This is a genomic window from Streptosporangium sp. NPDC023825, from assembly GCF_040639575.1.
Taxonomy (GTDB): domain Bacteria; phylum Actinomycetota; class Actinomycetes; order Streptosporangiales; family Streptosporangiaceae; genus Streptosporangium.
The window spans coordinates 81671-99732 of sequence record NZ_JBFAAE010000024.1; the positions used below are offsets into that span (position 1 = coordinate 81671).

The 18062-nt window shown below is 70.2% G+C and carries 20 protein-coding genes; 10 read left to right on the forward strand and 10 right to left on the reverse strand.

The window, feature by feature from the left end; genetic code table 11:
- Positions 1-229 precede the first annotated feature (229 nt).
- From AB0G15_RS21880 to AB0G15_RS21890, 3 genes are read right to left on the reverse strand one after another with little or no spacing between them, the layout of a single operon-like run.
- Entirely contained in the window at positions 230-802 is a 573-nt protein-coding gene (locus AB0G15_RS21880) for a gamma-glutamyl-gamma-aminobutyrate hydrolase family protein (RefSeq protein WP_362842539.1), read from the reverse strand.
- A complete protein-coding gene (locus AB0G15_RS21885) occupies positions 799-957 on the reverse strand; it encodes a hypothetical protein (protein ID WP_362842542.1) in 159 nt (52 codons plus the stop codon). The genes AB0G15_RS21880 and AB0G15_RS21885 overlap by 4 nt, the downstream gene beginning before the upstream one ends.
- 60 nt (positions 958-1017) lie before the next feature.
- The gene (locus AB0G15_RS21890; protein ID WP_362842545.1) at positions 1018-1683 is read right to left on the reverse strand and encodes a class E sortase; all 666 of its coding nucleotides are present in this window, start codon (positions 1681-1683) and stop codon (positions 1018-1020) included.
- Positions 1684-1894: 211 nt separating this feature from the next.
- Here AB0G15_RS21890 and AB0G15_RS21895 point away from each other — a divergent pair, with 211 nt between their 5' ends.
- Positions 1895-2140 carry a cell division protein CrgA gene (locus tag AB0G15_RS21895; protein WP_362842547.1) on the forward strand — a complete coding sequence of 82 codons (246 nt, stop codon included), beginning with the start codon at positions 1895-1897 and terminating at the stop codon, positions 2138-2140.
- Between the two features lie 48 nt (positions 2141-2188).
- Here AB0G15_RS21895 and AB0G15_RS21900 read toward each other — a convergent pair whose 3' ends face one another.
- Positions 2189-3064, reverse strand: a complete 876-nt coding sequence (locus tag AB0G15_RS21900) for a rhomboid family intramembrane serine protease (RefSeq protein WP_362842549.1) — start codon at positions 3062-3064, stop codon at positions 2189-2191.
- 197 nt (positions 3065-3261) lie between these two features.
- On the reverse strand, positions 3262-3798 hold the full coding sequence (locus tag AB0G15_RS21905) for a peptidylprolyl isomerase (RefSeq protein ID WP_362842552.1): 537 nt from the start codon (positions 3796-3798) through the stop codon (positions 3262-3264).
- A 329-nt stretch (positions 3799-4127) separates the two neighbouring features.
- Here AB0G15_RS21905 and AB0G15_RS21910 point away from each other — a divergent pair, with 329 nt between their 5' ends.
- Positions 4128-4619: a hypothetical protein gene (locus AB0G15_RS21910; protein WP_362842555.1), complete on the forward strand. Its 492-nt coding sequence runs from the start codon at positions 4128-4130 to the stop codon at positions 4617-4619.
- 279 nt (positions 4620-4898) lie between these two features.
- Entirely contained in the window at positions 4899-5990 is a 1092-nt protein-coding gene (locus AB0G15_RS21915) for a hypothetical protein (protein ID WP_362842558.1), read from the forward strand.
- A 344-nt stretch (positions 5991-6334) separates the two neighbouring features.
- Here AB0G15_RS21915 and AB0G15_RS21920 read toward each other — a convergent pair whose 3' ends face one another.
- Complete coding sequence (locus AB0G15_RS21920) at positions 6335-6889, reverse strand: hypothetical protein (RefSeq protein WP_362842560.1); 555 nt, start codon at positions 6887-6889, stop codon at positions 6335-6337.
- Between the two features lie 172 nt (positions 6890-7061).
- Here AB0G15_RS21920 and AB0G15_RS21925 point away from each other — a divergent pair, with 172 nt between their 5' ends.
- The 3 genes from AB0G15_RS21925 to AB0G15_RS21935 all read left to right on the forward strand — a co-directional run bounded on the left by AB0G15_RS21925 (position 7062) and on the right by AB0G15_RS21935 (position 9806).
- Positions 7062-7730: a response regulator transcription factor gene (locus AB0G15_RS21925; RefSeq protein ID WP_362688442.1), complete on the forward strand. Its 669-nt coding sequence runs from the start codon at positions 7062-7064 to the stop codon at positions 7728-7730.
- A gap of 1 nt (position 7731) precedes the next feature.
- Positions 7732-9345, forward strand: a complete 1614-nt coding sequence (locus AB0G15_RS21930; protein ID WP_362842562.1) for an ATP-binding protein — start codon at positions 7732-7734, stop codon at positions 9343-9345.
- A gap of 74 nt (positions 9346-9419) precedes the next feature.
- Positions 9420-9806 (forward strand): Rieske (2Fe-2S) protein, encoded by a 387-nt coding sequence (locus AB0G15_RS21935; protein WP_362842565.1) that lies wholly within the window; start codon positions 9420-9422, stop codon positions 9804-9806.
- Positions 9807-9867: 61 nt separating this feature from the next.
- On the opposite strand, the gene AB0G15_RS21940 is transcribed toward AB0G15_RS21935, so the two are convergent.
- Both AB0G15_RS21940 and AB0G15_RS21945 read right to left on the reverse strand, forming a co-directional pair.
- Positions 9868-11097 (reverse strand): hypothetical protein, encoded by a 1230-nt coding sequence (locus AB0G15_RS21940; RefSeq protein ID WP_362842567.1) that lies wholly within the window; start codon positions 11095-11097, stop codon positions 9868-9870.
- The gene (locus tag AB0G15_RS21945) at positions 11094-11606 is read right to left on the reverse strand and encodes a SigE family RNA polymerase sigma factor (RefSeq protein ID WP_362842570.1); all 513 of its coding nucleotides are present in this window, start codon (positions 11604-11606) and stop codon (positions 11094-11096) included. The genes AB0G15_RS21940 and AB0G15_RS21945 overlap by 4 nt, the downstream gene beginning before the upstream one ends.
- A 485-nt stretch (positions 11607-12091) precedes the next feature.
- On the opposite strand from AB0G15_RS21945, the gene AB0G15_RS21950 reads away from it, so the two are divergent.
- From AB0G15_RS21950 to AB0G15_RS21960, 3 genes are all read left to right on the forward strand, one after another.
- The gene (locus AB0G15_RS21950) at positions 12092-12982 is read left to right on the forward strand and encodes a GNAT family N-acetyltransferase (RefSeq protein ID WP_362842573.1); all 891 of its coding nucleotides are present in this window, start codon (positions 12092-12094) and stop codon (positions 12980-12982) included.
- Between the two features lie 196 nt (positions 12983-13178).
- On the forward strand, positions 13179-14072 hold the full coding sequence (locus AB0G15_RS21955) for a L,D-transpeptidase family protein (RefSeq protein WP_362842576.1): 894 nt from the start codon (positions 13179-13181) through the stop codon (positions 14070-14072).
- A gap of 147 nt (positions 14073-14219) precedes the next feature.
- Positions 14220-14465 carry a hypothetical protein gene (locus AB0G15_RS21960; RefSeq protein WP_362842578.1) on the forward strand — a complete coding sequence of 82 codons (246 nt, stop codon included), beginning with the start codon at positions 14220-14222 and terminating at the stop codon, positions 14463-14465.
- A 351-nt stretch (positions 14466-14816) separates the two neighbouring features.
- On the opposite strand, the gene AB0G15_RS21965 is transcribed toward AB0G15_RS21960, so the two are convergent.
- The gene (locus tag AB0G15_RS21965; RefSeq protein ID WP_362842581.1) at positions 14817-15782 is read right to left on the reverse strand and encodes a serine hydrolase; all 966 of its coding nucleotides are present in this window, start codon (positions 15780-15782) and stop codon (positions 14817-14819) included.
- Between the two features lie 33 nt (positions 15783-15815).
- Entirely contained in the window at positions 15816-16862 is a 1047-nt protein-coding gene (locus tag AB0G15_RS21970) for an aldo/keto reductase (RefSeq protein WP_362842584.1), read from the reverse strand.
- Between the two features lie 107 nt (positions 16863-16969).
- On the opposite strand from AB0G15_RS21970, the gene AB0G15_RS21975 reads away from it, so the two are divergent.
- Entirely contained in the window at positions 16970-17917 is a 948-nt protein-coding gene (locus AB0G15_RS21975) for an AraC family transcriptional regulator (protein WP_362842586.1), read from the forward strand.
- Positions 17918-18062: the final 145 nt, after the last annotated feature.

Genomic DNA, 18062 nt, shown 5'->3' on the forward strand with positions numbered 1-18062 from the left:
CGCGGTGTCCGGCTTGGCTTGCGCGGTGTCCGGCTTGGCTTGCGCGGTGTCCGGCTTGGCTTGCGCGGTGTCCGGCTTGCGCGGCGGCGTCACCCGGTTTCCGGCCGGAAGGTCAAGGAGACGGGAACCGGAGACCCGGGAGGCCCGGAAACGGGGAAGAGTCCTTCCGCCACTCGGGGGCGATGGCGGAAGGACTCTCACTGGTCAATCGTCCAGGATGGGCTTCGCGTTACAACAATCTTTCGAGCCAGTTTCCGAGCAGCCGGTGACCGTGTTCCGAGATCACCGATTCGGGGTGGAACTGCACGCCCTCGACGGGGGCGGTACGGTGGCGCAAACCCATGATCACACCGTCGTCGCTGGTCGCGGTGACCTCGAGGATCTCGGGCACCGTCCCGGGCAGGACGGCCAGCGAGTGGTAGCGCGTCATGGTCACCGGTGACGGCAGGCCGGAGAAGACGCCGCGCCCGTCGTGCGAGATCGCGCTGGTACGGCCGTGCACCAGTTCGGGCGCCCGCCCCACGGTCGCCCCGTGGGCGATGGCGATGGCCTGGTGTCCCAGGCAGACGCCGAGCAGCGGGATGCCGTGGGCCTCGCAGTGGCCGACAAGCGGGACGCTCACCCCCGCGTCCTCCGGGGTGCCGGGGCCGGGGCTGATCAGGACCCCGTCGAAGCCACGGGCGTCCTCGACCGCGACCAGGTCGCGCGGGCGCACCTCGCAGGTGGCGCCGAGCTCGCGGAGATACTGGACGATGGTGTGGACGAAGCTGTCGTGGTTGTCGACGACCAGGACGCGGCTCATCGGCCCACGGTGGTCAGGTCGAGGGAGACGCGAGGTTCGATCCAGGGGAACACGACATACCAGAGTACGGCCGCGACCAGACCGGCCAGCACCAGGGCGGCGAATCCCCTGGCCACGAGGTTTCCGGGAAGCATCCGCCAGATCCAGCCGTACATGGGACCTCCTTCGTGTCCGGGGCGTCACCCGGGCCTTTCCATCCGGTCCGTCCGGGGCGTCTATCCCAGGGTCTGCCCGGACCGCCCGGGGCGGGCTTCACGCGTCTCCAGCTCCCCCGAGACGATGAGCCGCAGGGCGGCCGAGTACTCCGGGTGGCAGGTGGACAGGGTGATCAGCGCTCTGGTCGGCTCGCGGCCCGGCCTGCCGGGAACCGGGGCGACCACGCTGATCTCGCCGGGGTCGACGACGCGCCTGCCGGTGACGCGGTAGGTGTAGCGGGCCTCACGGGCGTCGACCAGGATGAGGTCGCCCCGGCGGAGCTCGTCGATGCGGTTGAAAGGGGCGGCGTAAGTAGTCCGATGGCCCGAAAGAACGAAATTACCGATTTCCCCTGGCATGGCGGTGCCGGGATAATGGCCGGGGCCCATCCGCAGCCGATCCTGGTCGACGCCTTCCACGATGGCGTACCGGTAGTCGTCCCCGAGCCTGGGGATCGCCAGCATCGCCACCGCCCCGCCCAGCCGGATCGGCCCCGGCGGCTCTCCCCGCCGGTCTCCGGCCGCCCCGCCCGACGGGATCCCCTCTCCCAGGAGTTCCCTGCGCAGCAGCGCCTGCTGCCCGGCGGTGTAGGAGCCGGTGCCCCACAGCAGGTAGGCGCAGAAGAGGAGGATGATCAGCCCCGCGGTGACGCTGAGGTCGCCCAGAACCCTCAGCGCCGCTCTCATGAGGTCAGGCTAGTGACGGAAAAGGCCTCCGCGGCGGGCCGGATCACGGGTCCGGCGCAACATTTGCCACAGGATGGTGCCCCACGGAATCGCCATGGTCCACCTGCGCAGACTATCCTTACACGGAACTTCATCCACTAGCGACTACGCTAATCGACACGGCCTGCGCACGATCCAGATCGCGCAGGGTTGACGCAGGAGAAGAACCCCAGTGCCCAAGCCCAAGACTCGCAAGAAGCCGGTCTACACCCCGCCGCAGACCTCACAGCAGGTCAAGATCAGCCCACGCTGGTTGGCGCCGGTCATGGTGACCTGCTGGATCATCGGCATCCTGTGGATCGCCGTCTACTACGTGGCGCCCACCGCTCCCCTGCTCGGCACCCTCCAGAACTGGAACCTGCTGGTCGGGTTCGCGTTCATCATCCTCGGGGTGATCCTTTCCACCCGCTGGCGCTAGCTTTTCCACAGGCATTGTCCACACCCTGGGGAAGCATCAGGGTGTGGATCAACCGAAGATTCCGAGTCTGGCCTGAACGGCGAACGGCGGCAGCCCCAGCACCAGCGCGACCAGGACGATCAGCACCGCCGCGCAACCTGCCCACTGGATTGCGCTGCGGTTCCTGGCCGGGGCGAAGGCGAAGACCGCGGCGACCAGGGCACCGGTGATCAGGCCGCCGAGGTGGCCCTGCCAGCTGATGCCGGGAATCACGAAGGTGATCACGGCGTTGGCGCCGATCAGCCAGAGCACGCCCTGGGCGTTGTAGCCGAGCTTCTTGGCGAGCACGAACAGCGCGCCGAACATGCCGTAGATCGCGCCCGAGGCGCCGACCGCGGCGATGCCGAACAGGTAGACCGCGACGGACCCGCCGAGCGCGGCGAGGAGATACAGCGCCAGGAACCTGGCCGATCCGAGGCGCCGCTCCAGCTCGGGGCCGATGGCGTAGAGCGCCCACATGTTGAACACGATGTGGGTCAGGGCGAAGCCACCGGCTCCCAGCGGCATGTGCAGGAAGGCGCCGGTGATCAGGCGCCACCACTCGCCCTGATAGCCGACGTCGTAGGCGCTCATCGCGAAGTTGTCCAGCACCCAGTCGGTGTTCGCGGTCTCGGCGGCGTACGCCAGGATGTTGACGACCAGCAGGGCCCAGGTGACCCGGGGCGTGGTGACCGCCCGGCCGCCGAACACGGACTGCGCCTGCCGCATGCCCTTGTTGCCCTCGGCCACACACTCGGGGCACTGGAAGCCCACCGCGGCGTCGCGCATGCAGTCGGGGCAGATGGGGCGGTCGCAACGCTGGCAGCGGACGTAGGTCTCACGTCCTGGATGCCGGTAGCAGGTGGGGACAACGGTGTCGGGCTCGTTGGACGGCTGGGTGGTCATGTGTGTGGCTGGCCCCTTCGAGCGTGCTGTTATCCACAGACTGCCAGCCTATTCACGATCCCGAGCACCCGTACACCCGCGAACGGCCACCGGGCCACACCGGCCGACCGGAACGAAGGGCAGGGCTCGGGGGGCGGAGGGACGGGGCGTGCGGGAACGCGAACGGCGGCCTCCGGAGGAGGCCGCCGGGCGAGAGATCAGCTCTGGACGCGCTCGATGGTCACCGACTCCAGGACCACGGGCTCCGTGGGACGGTCACGGGCGTCGGTGTCGGTCTTGGCGATGGCGTCAACGACGTCCTGGCCCTCGATCACCTCGCCGAAGATGGTGTGCTTGCCGTTGAGGTGCGGCGTGGGGACCACCGTGACGAAGAACTGCGAGCCGTTGGTGCCGCGGCCGAACTGGACGCCGGCGTTGGCCATGGCGAGCAGGTACGGGCGGTTGAAGTACAGGTCCGGGTGGATCTCGTCGTCGAACTTGTAGCCGGGACCGCCGACACCCTGACCCAGCGGGTCGCCACCCTGGATCATGAATCCGGAGATGACCCGGTGGAAGATCGTGCCGTCGTACAGCTTGGCGGTGGACTTCTGGCCGGTCTCCGGGTGCACCCACTCGCGGGTGCCCTCGGCGAGCTCGACGAAGTTACGCACGGTCTTGGGCGCGTGATCCGGGAAGAGCTGGACCTTCACGCTACCGCGGTTGGTGTTGAGGTTTGCGATCAACTTCTCAGCCATGATCGGACTGCCCCCTTCAGTTCGTAGGAATACCTATGCAACGTATTGCTTTTATGGCACTTTGACGATTTCGGCCGCAGCCGCATCCCCAAGCATCCTCCCACGGGCCGTCATGATTGAGCCGCCTTCGAGCGGGAAGGGGTGGCGACGGGGCCCCAACGAATGGGGAGGTTGTTGTGCCTCTAGCACTGTTTGGAAAGCGCCACATGAAGATCGTGGCACCGGAAAGGCGGCTGCGCCACGTGAAGGCTCAGGCCGTCCGAGCCGCGGATCGGGTCGGCCCAATGGCCAGCCACGCCCGGGACGCGGCCAGTCATCATGCCCATGACATGGCCGTCCAGGCTCGCGATGTGGCCGGTCACGCCCGAGAGATGGCCGGCCAGGCCCGTGAAGTGGCCGGTCAGGCTCGTGACGTGGCCAGCGAGAAGATCATTGTGGCACGCGGGTGGGCGGCACCCAGGCTTGACGCCGCCGCGCACTCGTTCGAGGAGCAGCTCGCGCCGAAAATCAGCGCCGCGCTGTCCCAGGCCGCCGCGAGGATCGATCCCACTCCCGCGAAATCCAGGAAAACACCCATGATCCTGCTCTTCGCGGGCGTCGCGATCGCGGCGGCGGGTTACGTCCTGTACCGCAGGAACGCCGACCAGTGGGCGGACACGCTGAAGGAAAGCGCCTCCGACGCGTCCCAGTGGGTGGGGCAGAAGACGGAGGCGGTGGCCGGGAAGGTCTCCGACACGGCGGACGACGCCGCGACGAAGGCCGACGAGGTCGGCGCCAAGGCCGACTCCAGGGCGGAGCACACCTCCAAGAAACTGCCCTAGGGGTCGGGACGCCGGCCGGTCACGTGAGTGCCGGTCGGTGGCACGAACACGGCGTACGGCCGGGTACGGCGTACGGCGACTGCCGGGAGTACGGCCCGCACCGCGAAGGTGCGGGCCGTACTCCTGTGCGGGAGCCGTCGGACTTCCCTGTACGGGAGCCGGTTGGACTTTCCTGTACGGAAGCTCCTGCGCGGGAGCCGGTTGAACTCCCGTACGGGCGTCCATTGACCGATCACCAAGCGCTTGTTAGAACGTGTTCCTCGGACCCAAGGAGCACCGATGACGCTGTCGCCCCTCGACGACCATCCCGTCCACCAGTCGCCCGAGGTGATGCGGCACGTCACGACGTCGGACCGCAACTTCTACGACCGGTACTACTTCAACTGCCACGCCGGGTCCGACGAGCTGATGCTCATCGTCGGCCTCGGCCAGTATCCCAACCTCGGGGTCACCGACGCGTTCGCCTGCGTGCGGTACCGGAACCTGCACCGCGTGGTCCGGGCCTCCCGGGAACTCGGCGACGACCGGATGGACACGCGGGTCGGCCCGTTCGGGGTCGAGGTGATCGAGGGCCTGCGGCGGCTGCGGGTGGTGCTCGACGCCACGGAACACGGCCTGTCCTTCGACCTCACCTGGGAGGGCACCGTACCGGCCACCCTGGAACCCCGGCACTTCCTGCGCCGGCAGGAGCGCGTGGTGTTCGACTCCTCCCGGATGGCCCAGACCGGCCGGTGGACCGGGCACATCCTGGTCGGCGACGAGCGCGTCGAGGTCACCCCCGACCGCTGGCAGGGCACCCGCGACCGCTCGTGGGGCATCCGCCCGGTCGGCGAGCCCGAGCCCCCCGGCATCCAGGCGCGCGACGCGGGCACCTTCTACTGGCTCTACGCGCCCGTCCAGTTCGACGACCACGCCATCCTGTGCATCATCCAGGAGGACGAGAAGGGCCGCCGGGTGCTGGAGGAGGCGGTGCGCGTGTGGGGGTTCGGCTCTCCGGGGGAGGGCGAGGAGGAGTATCTCGGCCGTCCCGAGTACCGCCCGACGTACGTGGACGGCACCCGGGAGGTGCGCGAGGCGACGATCTCCTTCTCCCCGCCGGGCGGGAAACCCTTCGACCTGCGCTGCGTCCCGATTCTCCCGGTGCACCTGATGGTGGGCACCGGATATGGCCTGGAATCGGATTGGAAGCACGGCATGTACCAGGGTCCCGGCCCGGTGGTGCAGGGCGTCACCCACACGCTGCCCGAGGACGCCCCCAGGATGTGGGGCATGGTCGACGCGGTCGGCCGCTTCGAGTACGACGGCCGGACCGGCTACGGCCTGTACGAGTACTGGGCCCTGGGCCCGCACCCGTCCTTCCCCGAGGGCTGACCACCGCATGTGACCGGTCGTCCCCCGGGGACCGGCCCCCGCACGTGACAAGCCGTCCCCCGGGGACCGACCACCGCACGGAACAGGATTTCCGTACGGGTTTCCCGGATCGCCTCCACCGGCGACAAACCGGCCGAAGTCACCTCCAAGCCGGCGGTGACCCGGCCGGAGTCACCTCCGCATCGGCGGTGACCCGTCTGGATTCACCTCCGCACCGGCGGCGAACCGGCCGGACTCGTTTCCGGGACTGCTGCGAACCGGCCGGAGTATTCCCGCACGGATGCCCCGGCCGGCTCGCAGGTCTTCGCGGGGACGCCCCTGAGCTCGCCGGGGTGTCCCCGAGGTCACTTCTCCTCGGCCTTCCTGACGCAGGTGACGGTGGGCACGTCGCCTTCCGGGTGCTTGCCCGTCACCTTGACCTCGGTGATCCCGGCCCCCTCGGGAGCGGGCACGGCCGCGGAGAGCGCGGCCACCTCCCCGGCCTTCGGAGCGCCTTCGGGAAGGGCGGGCGTGGCCATCACCTTGACCCTCTTGGGCGGGGCCGCGCCCTCGGGCAGGGCGGGCGGCTCGGCGTCCGGCCGCGCCACCAGGATGTCCTCGGTGATCGTGACGCGTCCGGCCTCGGGCTTCCCGGTCTCACCGGCCTGCCCGGACGGCACCGCGGGGAGGGCGGGCACCGCGAGAGTGGGTCCCTCTTTCTCCAGTTTCTCGCGCTCGGCCTCGGTGAGCCGGCGCGTCGTCAGGGTCACCTGGCCGCCCCCCTCGCAGTCGATGATCACGACACCGTCCTCGGGCAGGGGGGCGGGGGCCGGTGTGTCGTCGGCACTGGCGGCTCCGGTCAGCGTGGCCATCAGGGCCCCCGCGGTCACCACGGCGGCGGCGAGCATGCGGATACGCATGGATGTTCTCCTTGTCAGACGAATCGGCGGACGAACCGGCAGGTGGACTGGTGAGCGGACCGGCATGCCGTTCTGGAGACCACAGGTTCCCGCCCGTTGCCTGAACCCAGCCTGAAGGCGCCGGAAATCGTCTTCAGGTTGGCTTTAGGCGGGGTACGGCAGGCTGGGCGGCATGCGCGTGCTACTGGTTGATGACGAGAAACGCCTGGCCCACCTCCTGAAGGAGGGGCTGGCGGGCGAGGGATTCGCCGTCGACGTCGCGTACGACGGCCGCGACGGGCTGTGGATGGCGACCGAGAACCCGTACGACGTGATCGTGCTGGACGTCATGCTGCCCCGGATGAACGGCTACACCGTCTGTGCCAAACTTCGCGACGCGGAGAACTGGACGCCGATCCTGATGCTCACCGCCAAGGACGGGGTGCACGACGAGGCCGAGGCCCTGGACACGGGCGCGGACGACTTCCTGTCCAAGCCGTTCTCCTACGTGGTGCTGCTCGCCCGGTTGCGCGCGCTGGTACGCAGGGGCGGCAGGGCGAGGCCGGTGTCCATCGCGGTCGGCGACCTGATCGTCGATCCCGCCGGGCTCCGCTGCCGCCGCGGCGAGGTGGAGATCTCCCTCACTCCCAAGGAGTTCGCGGTCCTGCACGGCCTGGCGCGCAGGCAGGGCGAGGTGGTCTCCAAGGGCGAGTTGCTGGCCCAGGCGTGGGACTTCGCCTACGACGGCGACCCGAACATCGTCGAGGTCTACGTCAGCGCGCTCCGCCGCAAGATCGACTCTCCGTTCGGCCGCTCGTCACTGGTGACCGTACGCGGCGCCGGCTACCGGTTGGAGGCCTGAGATGGCGTCGCGCATGTCGGTACGGCTCCGGGCGACCCTCGCGGCGACCGCCATCGTCGCGGTCGCGCTGGGTGTGGCGGCGTCGGTGCTCGTCGGCGTGCTGACGGGGAGCCTGACCCGGAGCGCCTCCGACGAGGCCGCCCGCCGCGCCGGCGCCACCGCGGACGTTCTCGCCGGTGCCACCGCCGACGTGCTCCCCGGCGGCACGTTGGTGCTCGACGTCCCGGCGGTCGACGTCACATCCGCCGGCGTCGCGGAGTCCCCCGCGTGGGCGATCGACGCTCCGTCGGCCACCGTGGTGACCGTCACCAGACCGCGGGCCGATACCGCCGGGCACTCTGAGCCGGCCCTCCTCGACCCCGACGTCAAGATCTTCACGCATCCCGTGCCAGCGGCTCCGGCGCTCCCCGGCCCGGGCCCGGTCGCCCTCCGGTCGTCCGGCGGGAAGGCCGCGCCGCCGTCCGGGGCGTCCGGCGGCAAGGGCACGCAGCCGTCCGGAAGGACCGCGCCGTCGGGGGCGTCCGGGGGAAAGGGCGCGCAGCCGTCCGGGGCGTCCACCGGCAAGGTGACGGCGGCTCCCGTGCTGGCCGTGCGGAACATCGCGAGCGGAGCCGCGCTCCAGTCCGCCGAGGCGGCCCGATGGGCTCCCGGTGACTCCTTCGCCCTGGCCACGATGCCCGTGGACACCGCCAACGGCACGCTGTTCGTGCAGGCCAGGGCCTCACTCGAACCCACGGTGGACGCTCTGACGACCCTGCGTGGCCTGCTGCTTCCCGGTATTCCCGCGTTGCTCCTGCTGGTCGCCGCCCTCACCTGGCTCGCCGTCGGCCGGGCGCTGGCACCGGTCTCGGCCATCCGCGCCGAGATGGCCGACATCACCGCCAGCGACCTGCACCGGCGAGTCCCCGTACCCAGGTCGCGTGACGAGATCGCCCGCCTCGCCGAGACCATGAACCGCACGCTCGACCGTCTCGAACTGGCGGTCAGCCGGCACAAGCGCTTCGTCGCCGACGCGGCCCACGAACTCCGCAGCCCGCTGGCCATCCTGCGGACCCGCCTGGAGCTGGCACGGCCGGGACCGCTGGCGGCCGAGGCGCTCACCGACGTGGAGCGGATCCAGGCCCTCACCTCCGATCTCCTCCTGCTCGCCCGCCTGGACGCCGGGGAGCCCATCTGCCACGAGGAGGTGGACCTCGGCCAGGTGACCGCCGAGGAGGCGGCCAGGTCGCGCCCCAGGCCGGAGATCGGGGTCACGCTGGAGGTGGCGGCCGACACCGTGATCCTCGGCTCCGCCGGGCAGCTGCGGCGTCTGGTGGCCAACCTGGTGGACAACGCCGTACGTCACGCGGGTTCCGCGGTCACCGTCCGGCTGGCCACGGACGGCGGCGAGGCGGTGCTCGACGTGCTCGACGACGGACCGGGCATTCCCGCCGAGCACCACGAGGCGGTCTTCGACCGGTTCACCCGGCTGGACGAGGCCAGGGACAGGGACGCGGGCGGTGCGGGTCTCGGGCTGGCCATCGCCAGGGACATCGCGGTACGGCACGGCGGCAGCCTGCGTGTGGCGGGGAAAGATCGAGGAGCATGGCTTCAGGCCCGTTTTCCTGTGATATGAACCACACACGTGATCTATCACGGATCCCTTCACGCCCCAGGAGGCCCGGCATGCCCGCTCCCACCCGTCGTTTAATGATCTTCCGAGGTCTCGCGGGCGGCGCCGCCGCCGCGATCGCGTCGGCCACCGCATGGGTACGCCCCGCCGAGGCCTCCGAGGACACCCGGGAGGCCGCGGGTCCCGTCCTCGCCAGGACCAGCAGCATTCCCGTCGGCGGCGGCAGGATCATCAACGGCAAATGGGTGGTCACCCAACCCGTCAAGGGCACCTTCCGCGCCTTCAGCGCGAAGTGCACGCACCAGGGCTGCCCGGTCTCGACCATCCGCGGCGGGACCATCAACTGCCCCTGCCACGGCAGCAGGTTCCGGATCGCCGACGGCTCGGTGGCCAGGGGCCCCGCCAAGCGGCCGCTGGTCCGTAGGAAGATCAGGATCTCCAAGGGCGTCATCCGGCTGAGCTGACCGGCCCTCGCGAGCCGCTCACGTGACACCTGTCGCGTGGGCGGCTCGCGAGAGAGCGGGGTCAGCGGTCCGTGAAGACGGGCGTCCAGGATTCGCCCTCTTGCTGGCTGTTCTTCCGGAAGCCGCTGAGGGGAACGGCCTCGCCACCGTTCAGGCCGACCAGGAGCAGCCGGTTGCGGAACTCACCGCCCACACAGACCTGGGCGCCCTTCCGCTCGCAGGCCCAGACGACGAGCCGCTCGTCGTCCGCCCACGCCACGGCCTGCTCGATCCAGTAGCCGGCGACCGCGGCGAGCGGGACGGTCTCGCCGGTGGACAGGTCCTGGATCCCGACGCTCGCGCTCTGGTCGGGGCTATCGACGGCCAGCCGCGTGCCGCCCGGCGAGAGCCCGGCCTGCTGGTAGGTCTCGGCCTCCCGGGAAGGGGCCGGCCGCGCCCTGCCCTCCAGGTCGTAGTACTTCCTGGTCGTCGAGACGGAGGAGTGGTTTTCCCAGACCAGCGTGCCGTCGTCACTCCACTGGAAGTCGTTCCGGCGGCCGGACCCCGCCTCCTGGTCCGCCGCCACCGTGCGAAAGACGGACCGGCCGCCGTCCAGGTCGACGACGGTGAAACCGATGCGGCTCTGCGGCATGCCCCTCTGGCCGTTGTCCACGGGAACGTAGGACTCGTCGGGGCTGGCGGAGTAGTTCGTGAGCAGCAGCCGGGTCGCGTCCGGCGACATGCGGACGGCCGAGGCGGGACGTTCCAGGGCGATCCAGCGAACCTCCGCGCCGCGACCGGTGAGCACCCCGACCCGAGTCGCGGGAATCTCCTCAAGGAACACGGCCGCCTCGCCGCCCCTGGCGACGTCGAGCCACGCCCACGGAGTCCGTTCGTAGACGCCGCTGTCCCTGTTGTAGCGGCTCCAGGTCAGCTTCATGACCTGCCGATCAGCGGATATCTTCTCCTCCTTCCAGGTGTAGAAGGAGTAGGCGGCCACCCCGCCCGCGGCCACCAGGGTCTTCGGCGGTGAGGACTCCGGATCGGCCGCGGTCTCCCTGGACGGGTCGGGCTCCGCGACGACCGCGACGACCGGCTCGTCGTTCCCGGGCGCTCCCTCCCCCTGAACGAGGGCCGGCACGGTGACCGCCGCCGCGACGACGGTCGCGGTCGCCCCCGCGACCACCGCGAACATCCGCAACCGGTTCCTGCGCCGCCGCCGGAGCGCGGCCCCCGCCAGATCCCCCGGCGGTACGTCCGCCTCCGCCGACCACTCTTTGAGGGTCCGCCTCACCAACTCGTCGATGGTCACGTCGCCACCTCCCCGAAAATCGTGTACGGCTCCCCCAACTCCGGCGCCAGGACGCGCAGCCTGGCCAGGGAACGGTGAGCGGTACTGCGGACCGTGCCGACCGAGCAGCCGAGAATCCCGGCCACCTCCGCCTCGGGCAGGTCCTCGTAGTAGCGCAGCACCAGCACCGCCCGTTGCCGGGGGGTGAGCCGGGACAGTGCCCGGCGCATGACGATGCGCAGGTCCACGCCGTGCGTGCCGTCCGCCACCGTTCCCTCCGGCGGCTCCGCGACCACGGTCTCCCTTCGTCTCCGCCACCACGACACCTGCTGGCGGTACATCGTCTGCCTGACGTACGCCTCGGGCGTCTCCACCCGGCTCCACCGGGCGACCGTCCTGGCCAGCGCGGTCTGCAGCAGGTCCTCAGCCGCGTGCTGGTCACCTCCGGTCAGCAGGAAGGCCAGGCGCATCAGCGCGGGCGATCGCGCCGAGACGAACTCGCGGAAACGTCGCTCCTCTGCGGCGTCCACGATCACCTCCACTCTGCGGTTACCCCTATGACGCTCCGCGAGGACGCCACTATGTCTCCCCGCCGTACAAATCAGCGCGAAGTCGTCCGGGGTCGCTTTGTACGACGCGCGCCTTCGCACACGCGCCTCCGCACACGCGCCTCCGCACGCGCGCCTCCGTGCGAGGGCCGGTTCGTGCGGAAGGCTGGGGACGCTCGCGGGCGAAGGTGTGGCGGGGTGGTCTTCCAGGACATCGGCGAAGGTTTCACGTGAATCAATCGCTTCGCCCGGCGGCGGGGAAGGCCGGGACGGATCCGCGTGTGCTTCCAGGAAGTTCCAGGAAGAGAGGATCGTCAGGGTGTGCCCCGGCGAGAAGCGGCGAAAGAATACGCGGTGCGGGATCCAGTGGTCCGGCGGTCCACACGCTCGGCGGTTCGGCGGGTCCGTGATCCGGCCGTGCGGACGGTTCGGTCCGTGGAACCGCCCGTGGAAAGGACGTGAGACCGATGGGCGACGTCACCGTACGTCCCTACGAGGGCGCCGCCGACCTGCGGAAGATGCAGGAGCTCGTACGGGCGACCTGGGGTCCCGCCGCCAGGCCGCACGTCGGGGGCCTCGCCTGGAGCAGGTTCCAGCACGTGGGGCGGGAGGCGGAGTGGCCGACGGCGCTGTGGGAGCGCGACGGTGACACCCTGGCGTGGGGCTGGGCGACGCCCCCGGGCGAGCTGGAGATGTTCGTGCATCCGGAGCATCCCGAGCTGGCGGACGAGGTGCTCGACTGGTTCCGCGGCGTGGCCACCGGCGACGAGGCGGGGGTGACCGTCCTGGAGGGCGAGAGGCGACTCGCCGCGGCCCTGTCCCGGCACGGCTACCGGCGGGAGCCCGCGGACGCGCCCTTCCTGCTGCGCATGTCACGCGATCTGCGCGATCTGCGCGATCTGCCGGAACCCGAAGTGCCTCCCGGCTTCGTCGCGCGCCACGTGCGCGGCGAGGAGGACGTGCCCGCGCGGGTGGCCGCGCACCGGGCGGCGTTCGCCCCCTCGTCGGTCACCGAGGAGAGCTACCGCAACGTCATGGACGCGTGGCCCTACCGGCGCGAGCTGGACCGCGTCGTCGAGGCCCCGGACGGCCGCCTGGCGTCGTACTGCCTGATCTGGCTGGACGACGCCAACGGCGTCGGGGAACTGGAACCGGTCGGCACGCACCCGGACTTCCGGCGGATGGGGCTGGCCCGCGCGGCCTGCCTGCACGCGCTGCGCCGGCTGGGGGAGGCGGGAGCGGTCACCGCGATCGTCCACCCTCGGGGGGACGCGGGGTATCCGGTGGCCGCGCGGCTGTACGAGGCACTCGGCTTCCGCGCCCGCGACCGGACGGCCCGCTACTCGCGTCCCCGCTGACCCCGCCGAGCACGTCCAGCGGTTTCAGAAGTATTTATCGAATATCATCACATAACGCCGCCTGGAAATATATGCATATTTTCCCGGGAAAATTCTCCCGAGACAACCCTTGAAACGCACGCGGCTGTATAAGTCTTACTCCCTGGCAAGTAGCATTACAGGGTTAATCGCGTCTGTCGACGGATAGACGTCACATATGCGAAGCACCGTTCAGCGCTCCCTCATCACCAGCACCGTCTTCGCCCTGGTCACGACCCTCCCCTTCAGCGTCACGCACGCCGTGGCCGACCCCGCCCCCGATTCCCGGCACGTCCCCCTGCCGGACCAGTTCACGACCCTCAAAACAGGCAGCAGGGGAATGGAGGTGCACAACGCGAAGAAAAGACTTAAAGATTTGGGTTTCCCCCCGGGAAATCTCAGCCCCACGTATGACACCGCTCTGCGCATGACCGTATGGGCCTTTCAGAAGGCGAACGGGTTGAAACCCGTCGACAGGATCGACGCGCCGACCTGGCAGGCCCTCCTGCACCCCCGTCGTGTCAGGCCCCTGGTGGCGGGCGGGGAGCCGGAAAGAACAGAGATCGATCTACGGCGCCAGCTCCTCACGGCGTGGAGAGGCGGGAAACCCGTGCTGGTGACCCACATCTCGACCGGTGCCCGCAGGTCGTACTGCGAGAAGGGCCACTGCGGGTTCGCCGCGACCCCGCTCGGCGACTACCGGGTGGGCGTACGGGTTCCCGGCTGGTCCACCGGGATCCTGGGATCGATGTTCTACCCCGTCTACTTCAACGGCGGCATCGCCATCCACGGCTCCACCCTCGTCCCCCGCTACCCCGCGTCCCACGGTTGCGTCCGGGTCCCGCTGCACAACGCCCTCGACCTCTACCGGTTCCTCCAGCCGGGCGTTCCCGTATACGTCCGCCGCTCAAAGGCGCCCGCCGAGCGCCGCCCGAAGGCACACGGGGAACAACGATCCCGGATCCCCAAGGCACGGCCGCCCAAGGCTCCGCACCGTTCGCACCCGCGCTCCTCGCGACCCGCGCGCCCCACCGGCCACCGAACGGGACATGACGGTGGAGGCCGCCGGTGAACCGCGCGGGCGAGTGTGAACGGGGAAGTGGCCTTTGCGGCGGGAAATCCCGGCCGGTACGGCGATCGAACCGATCTCGCGGGCTTAGAAGCGGTGCCGCGAGGTCATGATGAAGATGTCGGCAGATCATTCCGAAGGGCGTGAATCGTGATACCAACCATGATCCTGTTCGGCCTGGTCTTCGGTCGATGGTGGCGGGTCTCCCTCCTCGCCGCCGCCGTGTTCTGGCCCGCCGTGCTCCTGGCCGGCGACGCGATCGGACTCGACGGATCACTGGTGATGGCGGCCGCGCTGGGGGTGCTCAACGTCGCCGCCGGGGTGGCGATCCACCAGAGCGTCCTGTGGATCGTGAGGAACACGATCACGCAGCGCGCACGGGCGAAGAACCCGTGACCGTACGGCGTCCAAGCCGGGGCTCGGCTCGGCACCGCTGACGTTTTTGGCGTCTTCGATGTCTCTGACATCTCCGGTGCCTCCGACGCAAGGCGGCGACCTGCCGCAAAGCGGCGGGAACGGGCGGGAACGGTGAGAACGGGCGGGTGACGAGGGCTGGGCGGAACGCGGGCCGATGGCGTTCCATCCGCTTCCCCGCCGGTCCCTCGTCTCCGCCGGTCCCGCTTCCCCGTTCCTCCCGTCCCGCCTCCCCGTTCCTCCCGCTTCCCTGTTCCTCCCGCTTCCCTGTTCCTCCCGTCCCCTTGCCGTCCCGCCTCCCCGTTCCTCCCGCCGCCCCGCCGGTCACGCCCTTCAGCGTCCGATCCCCGCCAGGATCACCTCGTCGAGCACGACCGAGGCGGTCGGCTGGTCGGGCCTGTCGTACTGTCCCGCGGTGATGGCGACCACCAGATCCAGTGCGGGCGCCACGTAGATCCGCTGGCCTCCGTTGCCGAACCCGCCTGTCCACGTGTCGCCCACGTACCAGTGGTAGCCGTAGTGGGACCCCTCGTCGATCCGCACGTGCGGGCGCAGCGCCGTCTCCAGCCAGGACGAGGGGACGACTCCGCCGCCCCCGTCGAGCACGAGCCGCCCGATCGCGAGAAGGTCTCGGGGGGTGAGCCGCAGCCCGGAGGCGGCCAGGGCCACCCCGTCCTCGCCGGTCGACCACTCGAAGCGCGTGATCCCCAGCGGTTCGAACAGCCTGGCGCGCGCGTAGTCCTGCACCGCCTGTCCGGTGCCCTTCTCGACGAGCCGCGCCAGCAGCGCCGAAGCGCCTCCGCAGTAGGACCGCCGGCTGCCCGGCTCGTCCACGATCCGCTGCTCCAGGATGTAGCGGAAACGGTCGGGGGCGAGTTCCATCGCGATCTCGCTGTTGGCCGCGCTCGTGTAGGGGGCGCTCTCGTCCCACTCCAGGCCGAGCGTCATGGTGAGCGCGTGCTCGACCGTCAGCGCGGCGCGCCGGGGATCCTCGGCGAGGTCCGGATACTCGGGGAAGTGCCGCAGCAGCGGCTCGCCCGGCTCCGGCACCCGGCCGTCGGCCAGGGCGATGCCGTACAGGAGGCCGACGACGCTCTTGGTGATGGAGCGGAGGTCGTGGAGCGTGTCGGGCGTGAAGCGCACCCGGCCGAGCGGCTCGTTCAGCCGGAAATCCTCGCCCTCGCCGTAGTGCTCAAGGATCACCCTGTCGTGGCGGAGGGCGACCACGGCGTGGAGGTCGGACAGCCGGCCCTGCTCCACGCCAAGGGTGAGACGGTCGGTGAGTGTGTCGCTTCTCATGATCCTGTTCTACGCCCTGCCCTCGTGTCAGGGTCAACCCTGCGGGGTGAACTCCCACGCACCCTGCCGGGGGAAGCGGTCGGAGTGGTCGGCCTGGATCCAGCCGGGGTACTCGACCGGGAGCGCGCTGGCGGCGTCCAGCTCGGTGAGATCCCGCTCGGTGAGCTCAAGCTCGACGGCGGCGAGGTTCTCGGTGAGCTGCTCCGGGCGCTTGGCGCCGATGATGACGCTGCTCACGCCAGGTCGCGAGAGCACCCAGGCGAGCGCGACGCGGGCCACGCCGACCTCGTGGCGGGCCGCCACCTCGCGCAGGACGTCGATGACGTCGTAGGCGCGCTCCAGATTCACCGGCGGGAACTGGAACTGGTTGCGGCGCGCCCCGCCGTCACTCGTGCCGGTCCGGTCGAACTTCCCGGACAGCAGGCCGGCGGCCAGCGGGCTCCAGACCAGCAGGCCGAGCCCCTGGTCCTGGAGCAGGGGGAGGATCTCGCGTTCGATGTCGCGCGCCGCGAGCGAGTACTGGGCCTGCAGGGAGGCGAACCGCGCCCATCCTCTCCGCTCGGAGACGCCCAGGGCCTTCATCGTCTGCCAGGCGGTCAGGTTGGAGGCGCCGACGTAGCGGATCTTCCCCTGGTGCACGGCGTCGTCGAGGGCGGCGAGGGACTCCTCGAAGGGCGTGATCGGGTCGATGTTGTGGATCTGGTAGAGGTCGATGTGGTCGGTACGGAGCCTGCGCAGGCTGTCCTCCAGCGACCGCATGATGTGCAGCCGGGACTGGCCGACGTCGTTGGGGCCGGAGGCCATCCGCGCGGTCATCTTGGTGGCGAGCACCACGTCGCGGCGGCGCGCCCCGAGCACCTGGCCGAGGAGCTCCTCCGACTCGCCCCCGCCGTACACGTCGGCGGTGTCGATGAGGTTCACCCCGTGATCGAGCGCGGTGCCCACCAGGTGGTCGGTGTCCTTCACATCCAGCGCGCCGACCGCCTCCCAGACCTGGGAGCCACGACCGCCGAAGCTCATCGCTCCCAGCGAGACGCGGGAGACGAAGACTCCGGTGGTACCGAGCTGTGCGTATTTCATCGTCCTGCTCCTTCCAGATGAGGGGGGCGTTGGAACGCTACAACTCGCCTACCTGGACAATCCATAAGAAAGAGTCCGACATATATGCGAGATCGTCCGGAGTCACCATGGACCCCCTGTCCGATGTCCTGACCCTGCTGAACGTCAGCAGCGCACTCTCCTCGCGCTTCGAGGCCGTCGGCCGCTGGGCGCTGCGCTTCCGGAGCTACCGGCACATCAAGATCGGTGCGATCACGTCCGGCGCCTGCTGGCTCACCATCGACGGCACGCCCGCGCTGCGGCTGTCGACGGGCGACTGCTACCTGCTCACGGGCGGGCGGCCGTACGAGGTCGCCAGCGACCTGGACATCGAGGCGGAGGACGGCCACGCCGTCTATCTCGATGCTCCCAACATCAGGAACGTGCGGTACGGCACCGGCACCCCGGACGCGGAGCCGACCGTCATCATCGGCGGCAGCATCACCCTCGACGACATGACCGCGACGCTGCTGCTCGACTGCCTGCCTCCGGCCGTGCGCATCCCCGCCGACAGCCCTCAGGCCCGGACCCTCCGCCCCGTGCTGGGGATGCTGACCCACGAGACCGCGGTCGAGCCGCTCGGGGCGACGGTGATGATCGAGCATCTGACCCAGATCATGTTCGTCCAGGCGCTGCGCGCCCACCTGGCCGGCAAGGAGAACATCCCTGGCTGGCTGGGAGCGTTGAACGACCCGCAGATCGGCGCCGCGCTCACCCTGATGCACCAGCAGGCCACCCGCCGCTGGACGGTCGCCGGCCTCGCCGCCGAGGTGGACATGTCCCGCTCCAGCTTCGCCCTGCGTTTCAAGACCCTCGTCGGGCTGCCGCCGCTGGACTATCTGCTGCACTGGCGCATCCGGTCCGCGGCCGAGGCGTTGCGCGCCGGTGACCGCACGGTCGCCTCGGTGGCCTCCGAGTGGGGGTACGCCTCGGAGAGCGCCTTCAGCAACGCCTTCAAACGCGTCACCGGCCAGCCGCCCGCCCGGTACCGGACCGCGAAACCGCCCCCGCCGGCCGCCCCGCCTGTCTACGAATGACGTCTCCGCCCGCCCGCCCGTCTACGAATGACGTCTCCGCGAGCGAAGAGCTCTTCGTGAACGACGCCGGTGAGCGGCGCGCCGGTGGCCGGGTCCGTGGTTCCCGGCCGGCTCGCGAGTCCCCTCCGGCGGCGGGCACGAGGCC